This is a genomic window from Streptomyces anatolicus, assembly GCF_019400875.1.
Taxonomy (GTDB): domain Bacteria; phylum Actinomycetota; class Actinomycetes; order Streptomycetales; family Streptomycetaceae; genus Streptomyces; species Streptomyces anatolicus.
The window spans coordinates 1-6,426 of the sequence record NZ_WMBF01000370.1 but is presented as its reverse complement, the minus strand read 5'-3'; the positions used below and the strand labels follow the sequence as shown (position 1 = coordinate 6,426).

4 protein-coding genes and 1 pseudogene are annotated in these 6,426 nt (G+C 69.6%); 2 read left to right on the top strand and 3 right to left on the bottom strand.

From position 1 onward, the window contains the following. Positions 1-255: pseudogene (locus tag GKQ77_RS25055) on the bottom strand (glycosyl hydrolase); the annotation flags it as partial. Positions 256-470: 215 nt separating this feature from the next. Between GKQ77_RS25055 and GKQ77_RS25050 the strand changes: the two are divergent. Together GKQ77_RS25050 and GKQ77_RS25045 are read left to right on the top strand one after the other, a co-directional pair. Next, complete coding sequence (locus GKQ77_RS25050) at positions 471-2,456, top strand: acetoacetate--CoA ligase (RefSeq protein WP_219691200.1); 1,986 nt, start codon at positions 471-473, stop codon at positions 2,454-2,456. 84 nt (positions 2,457-2,540) lie between these two features. Continuing rightward, entirely contained in the window at positions 2,541-3,434 is an 894-nt protein-coding gene (locus GKQ77_RS25045) for a DUF8829 domain-containing protein (protein WP_219691199.1), read from the top strand. Between the two features lie 59 nt (positions 3,435-3,493). Here the strand turns inward: GKQ77_RS25045 and ptsP are convergent, their stop codons facing one another. Both ptsP and GKQ77_RS25035 read right to left on the bottom strand, forming a co-directional pair. Beyond that, positions 3,494-5,164 (bottom strand): phosphoenolpyruvate--protein phosphotransferase, encoded by a 1,671-nt coding sequence (ptsP, locus tag GKQ77_RS25040; RefSeq protein WP_219691198.1) that lies wholly within the window; start codon positions 5,162-5,164, stop codon positions 3,494-3,496. 77 nt (positions 5,165-5,241) lie between these two features. Continuing rightward, positions 5,242-5,691 carry a PTS sugar transporter subunit IIA gene (locus tag GKQ77_RS25035; RefSeq protein ID WP_219691197.1) on the bottom strand — a complete coding sequence of 150 codons (450 nt, stop codon included), beginning with the start codon at positions 5,689-5,691 and terminating at the stop codon, positions 5,242-5,244. Between the last annotated feature and the right edge of the window lie 735 nt (positions 5,692-6,426).

The following is a 6,426-nucleotide window of genomic DNA, read 5'->3' as shown; positions in this document are numbered from 1 at the left end:
CCCCCAGAAGACCGCCCCACCGGCCGTCACCCGCACCCGCAGCTCGGACCGGGCGAACCGCACCACACCACCACCGGGCCCCGGCTCCACCCCCACCACAGGACCGGGCACCCGCGCGCGCTCGGCCCGCCGAGGGGCCAGCCCCACCGCGTCGGCCCGCCACCTGCGCCACGAGGAGCGCACCGCGCGCAACCCCTGCCCCGTGCCGACCATGCCGACCGCCTTCACCGAACGCACCAGGTCACGACCGTTCATGCCGCTCACCCTGCCACCGGAAACGCCGCCCGTGGGGTCCGTTCAACTGCCGTTCACCTGGGGCTACGACACATGACCACCGGGCCGGCCGTGTGCGGTACACCCTGGTGCGGAAGTCGATCACGTGGCATCGTCCCTTTCAGCCGTGTTCACGCGCACACCCAGCACGTGCGCACTCCGCACGCACACGACGCGTACAGTCCGGGAGCCGCCCCATGACGTCCTCAGCGAACCCCGCGCCGCTCTGGCAGCCGAGCCCGGAGAGGATCGCCGAAGCGCAGATCACCCGGTTCCAGGCCTGGGCCGCCGAGCGGTACGGAGCCCCGGCCGAGGGCGGCTACGAAGCGCTGCACCACTGGTCGGTGACCGACCTCGAAACGTTCTGGAAAGCCGTCACCGACTGGTTCGACGTCACCTTCACCACCCCCTACGCGCGCGTGCTCGGCGACCGCTCGATGCCAGGCGCCCAGTGGTTCCCCGGATCCACGCTCAACTACGCCCAGCACGCCCTGCGCGCCGCCGACGACCCCGCGCGCGCGGACGCCCCCGCACTACTCCACGTCGACGAGAGCCACGACCCACAGACCGTCACCTGGGCCGAACTGCGCCGCCAGGTCGGCTCCCTGGCCGCGGAGCTGCGCGCCCTGGGCGTACGCCCAGGAGACCGCGTCAGCGGCTACCTGCCGAACATCCCCCAGGCCGTCGTCGCGCTCCTCGCCACCGCCGCCGTCGGAGCCGTCTGGACCTCCTGCGCCCCCGACTTCGGCGCCCGCAGTGTCCTGGACCGCTTCCAGCAGGTCGAACCGGTCGTGCTCTTCACCGTCGACGGCTACCGCTACGGCGGCAAGGAACACGACCGCAGCGACACCGTCGCCGAACTCCGCTCCGAACTGCCCAGCCTCCGGGCGGTCGTCCACATCCCGCTGCTCGGCACCGACGCCCCCGAAGGCGCCCTGGAGTGGGCGGCCCTCACCTCGGCCGACGTGGCACCCGTCTTCGAACAGGTGCCCTTCGACCACCCCCTGTGGGTGCTGTACTCCTCGGGCACCACCGGCCTGCCCAAGGCGATCGTCCAGTCCCAGGGCGGCATCCTCGTCGAACACCTCAAACAGCTCGGTCTGCACTGCGACCTCGGCCCCGACGACCGCTTCTTCTGGTACACCTCGACCGGCTGGATGATGTGGAACTTCCTCGTCTCCGGCCTCCTGACCGGCACCACGATCGTCCTGTACGACGGCAGCCCCGGCTACCCCGACACCGCCGCCCAGTGGCGCATCGCCGAACGCACCGGCGCCACCCTCTACGGCACCTCAGCCGCGTACGTCATGGCCTGCCGCAAGGCCGACGTCCACCCGGCCCGCGACTTCGACCTCTCCCGCGTCAAGTGCGTCGCCACCACCGGCTCCCCGCTGCCCCCCGACGGCTTCCGCTGGCTGCACGACGAATTCGCGCAGACCCCCGGCGGCCTCTGGACGGCATCGGTCAGCGGCGGCACGGACGTCTGCTCCTGCTTCGCGGGCGCCGTGCCCACCCTCCCCGTCCACATCGGCGAACTCCAGGCGCCCTGCCTCGGCACGGACCTCCAGTCCTGGGACCCCCAGGGCAAGCCGCTCATCGACGAGGTCGGCGAACTGGTCGTCACCAACCCCATGCCGTCCATGCCCATCCACTTCTGGAACGACCCGGACGGCACGCGCTACCACGACAGCTACTTCGACACCTACCCCGGAGTCTGGCGCCACGGCGACTGGATCACCCGCACCGCACGCGGCTCGGTGATCATCCACGGCCGCTCCGACTCCACGCTCAACCGCCAGGGCGTCCGCATGGGCTCCGCCGACATCTACGAGGCCGTCGAACGACTGCCCGAGATCCGCGAATCCCTCGTCATCGGAGTCGAACAGCCCAACGGCGGTTACTGGATGCCGCTCTTCGTCCACCTCACCCCCGGCGCGGCCCTCGACGACGCCCTGCGCGACCGCATCAAGCGGACCATCCGCGAACAGCTCTCCCCGCGCCACGTCCCCGACGAGGTCATCGAGGTCCCCGGCATCCCGCACACCCTCACCGGCAAGCGCATCGAGGTCCCGGTCAAACGCCTCCTCCAAGGCACCCCGCTGAACAAGGCGGTCAACCCCGGCTCGGTCGACAACCTCGACCTCCTCCACTTCTACGAGGACCTCTTCCGCCAGCGCTCCTGACCCCTTCCCCGCAGCTCAGCGCCGATTGTCAGTGCCCGTGATTACTCTGAGTGAGCATTGACCGACCGAGCGCAGGGGGAAATCATGGCGCACACCCGACCCGACACGATGCGACGCGCCTTGCGCCGCGAAGTCGCCGGAACCATCGGCCTGCTGGCCGATGAGGAGGACTTCGCGGCGATGCGCCGCTACCGCACCTTCGCCTTCGACGACCACGACACCTACCTCCAGCAGGTCGAAGCCCTGCTCAGGACCCTCGCCTCCCAGGGCAGGCACACCTCGGTCGCTCTCTTCGACCCCGAGGAGTACGAGGCGTACTGCGAGGACACCGGCCTGGACCCCGACACCCCGGCAAGCCGCACCCGCTTCACCGCCGAACTGGCATCGGGCGGCCCCACGATTCCCTATGAGGGCCAGCCCCTCGCCGACCTCCTGCCCGACCTAGTCGACGAGGCGGTCCGCCAGGCCACGTGGGAGTACGCGACCACGGTGCTCGCCCGCACCGGCGCCTGCGCGACCTGCGGCGAGGACATCGGCCGCGCCGCGTTCGCCCGCGCCTCGGAACTGATCACCCGAGCCATCGACACCTCGACCCCAGGCACCCGGCACCTGGTGTGCAGCGTGCCCTCCGACTCCGAGACCCTCCTCGCCGCACTGCACGTGGAAGTCGACGCCGACGGCGGCGCCGTGCTCGACGAGAGCGAGGCCCTGGAGTTCGCCACGGTCCTCGCCGTCGGCATCGCCACCCACCGCGCCGCGGGCATGGTGCTGCGCACCAGCGCGCCAGGCGCCCGTGACCGCGTCCAGGGCTGGCGCATGCACGGCGGCCTGCTCCAGCCCCTCACCGCGGCCGAGGTCTTCGACGCGTACTGCACCGACGCCATCTCAGGAGACCTCGTCGCCCCGGAGTCCGGCGTCGACTACTGCGCGGCACCCCACCTCGAAGGCGACGACCAGGAAAGGGGCCACACACACTGAACGCCCGAGGGGCGCCCCACCACACGGGTGGGACGCCCCTCGGAACAACGACCGTGCGGCTACTCGCCGGACAGCACCGCCTGAGCGGCCTTGCGGGCCTCCTCGGCAGTGTCCGCGGCACGGGCCGCCGACGCGGCACGCTCGCACTGGGCAAGCGTGTACTTCGCGAGAGTCGCCCGCACGTAAGGAATCGACGCGGCACCCATCGACAGAGAGGTGACACCCAGACCCGTCAGCACACAGGCGAGCAGCGGATCCGACGCGGCCTCGCCACACACGCCACAGCTCTTGCCCTCGGCCCGCGCGGCCTCCGCGGAGAGCGAGACCAGGTCGAGCAGCGCGGGCTGCCACGGGTCCTGGAGCCGGGACACGGCGCCCACCTGCCGGTCGGCGGCGAACGCGTACTGCGCGAGGTCATTGGTGCCCAGCGAGAGGAACTCGACCTCCTGAAGGATCGAGCGCGCCCGCAGAGCCGCCGACGGAATCTCGACCATCGCGCCGAACTTCGCCTGCAACCCCGCCTCACGACAGGCGTCCGCGAACGCCTTGGCGTCGGTGCGGTCCGCGACCATCGGAGCCATGACCTCGAGGTAGACCGGCAGCCCCTCGGCGGCCTTGGCCAGCGCGGTCAGCTGCGTGCGCAGCACCTCCGGGTGATCGAGCAGCGCCCGCAGGCCCCGCACGCCCAGCGCGGGGTTCGGCTCGTCGGCCGGCGTCAGGAAGTCGAGCGGCTTGTCCGCACCGGCGTCCAGCACCCGCACGACCACACGGCCCTCGGGGAAGGCCTCGAGCACCTTGCGGTACGCCTCGACCTGCTTCTCCTCGGACGGCGCCTTCGTGCTGTCGTCGAGGAAGAGGAACTCGGTACGGAACAGACCGACACCCTCGGCCCCCGCCTCGACGGCGGCAGGCACATCGGCGGGCCCGCCGACATTGGCGAGCAGCGGGACCTTGTGCCCGTCGGACGTCGCACCCGGCCCGGTCGACGCCGCCAGCGCCGCCTTGCGCAAGGCGGCGGCGGCCTCGAGCTGCTCGCGCTTCTCGATGCTCGGGTCCACGAAGATCTCACCGGTGCTGCCGTCGACGGCCACGACAGTGCCCTCGGCAAGCTCCCCGGCCCCGGGCAGCGCGACCACGGCCGGCACGCCGAGCGCACGGGCGAGGATCGCGCTGTGACTGGTCGGGCCGCCCTCTTCGGTGACGAAGCCGAGCACCAGAGTCGGGTCGAGCAGCGCGGTGTCCGCGGGCGCCAGGTCCCGCGCGATCAGTACGTACGGCTCGTCGCTGTCCGGGACACCCGGCATCGGAACGCCCAGCAGACGGGCGACGATACGATTCCGCACGTCGTCGAGGTCCGCCACGCGACCGGCCATGTACTCACCGGCACCGGCGAGCAGTTCGCGGTAGTGGGAGAACGCGTCGTAGACGGCGCGCTCGGCCGTGCTGCCGACGGTGACGCGACGGTCGACGTCGGACATGAGCTCCGGGTCCTGGGCGATCATGGCCTGTGCCTCGAGCACCGCCTGCGCCTCGCCACCGGCCAGATTGCCGCGCGCAATCAGGTCGGCCGCCACAGCTTCCACGGCCTGGCGAGCGCGCCCCTGTTCGCGCTCGGCCTCCTCCGCGGGAATCTGCTTGGCCGGCGGCTCGAGAACCGCCGTGCCCATGTGCCGAACCTCGCCGATCGCCACACCGTGGCTCACACCGACGCCTCGCAGCGTTGTCTCCATCTCACCCGTCTCCGATAGTGCGGCGGACCCGGCCGCCGCGTTGGTTGTCCTACCTGCCGTCAGCGACGGCGATGACGTCACTTCCAGCCGAAGAGCGCGTCGCCGGCCTTCACGTCGCCGTCCTCGACCAGGTCGGAGAGGGACTCGGCCGTGGCCTCGAGCGCCACGACCGGGCAGACCGGGGACTTGCCGGCGGCCTCGACGGCGGCCGGGTCCCAGCGCACCACGGACTGACCGCGCTGCACGGTGTCACCCTTGTTGACGAGCAGCTCGAAGCCCTCGCCATTGAGCTGAACGGTGTCGATGCCGAGGTGCGTCAGGACGCCGTGACCCTGATCGTCGACCACCACGAACGCGTGCGGGTGGAGAGAGACGATGATGCCGTCCACGGGCGAGACCGCGTAGGAGGGCTCACGCACGGGATCGATGGCCGTGCCAGGGCCGACCATGGCACCTGAGAACACGGGATCCGGTACTGCGGAGAGCCCAATGGCGCGTCCGGCGAGCGGGGACGAAACACTGGTCATGGCAAGCCTCCCAGGGGGTGGAGATTTGTAGCCGCCGTCGCTACCTGTCCTGGACGACGCACTGCTCAGAAGCGTAAGTCATAGGAAGTCCCGGTTCCGCACGAGAGATCCCGGTTGACGGACGTAGGAGCACAGCACAAACGATTTGCACCTGCCCGGGAGCCGATGTAGAGTCGGACTCTGCCTGAGGTCGTGGGACGCAGCCAAGCGTCCTGACTCGGCGACATCCTTCACGCCAGATCCTATCCCTGATCTTGGTTCCGCATGTCTGCGGTGACCGTGGTCAGAGAGTCGAATGGGACCTGATAAAGTCGGAACCGCCGGAAAGTGAAACGCGAAAGCCGAAAGGCCGGAGCGGGAACCGGAAAGGCACCGAGGAAATCGGACACGAAAGAGTCTGATAGAGTCGGAAACGCAAGAACAAAAGAAACACCGAAGGGAAGCGCCCGGAGGAAAGCCCGAGAGGGTGAGTACAAAGGAAGCGTCCGTTCCTTGAGAACTCAACAGCGTGCCAAAAGTCAACGCCAGATATGTTGATACCCCGACTCACTTCGGTGAGTTGAGGTTCCTTTGAAAAAGTCCTGTACGGCATTTGTTCGTGCAGGCGACACAGCGAGGACGCTGTGAACGGACGGGATTATTCCTTCCGACCGTTCCGCTCTCGTGGTGTTCATCCCGATTACGGGAAAACATTCACGGAGAGTTTGATCCTGGCTCAGGACGAACGCTGGCGGC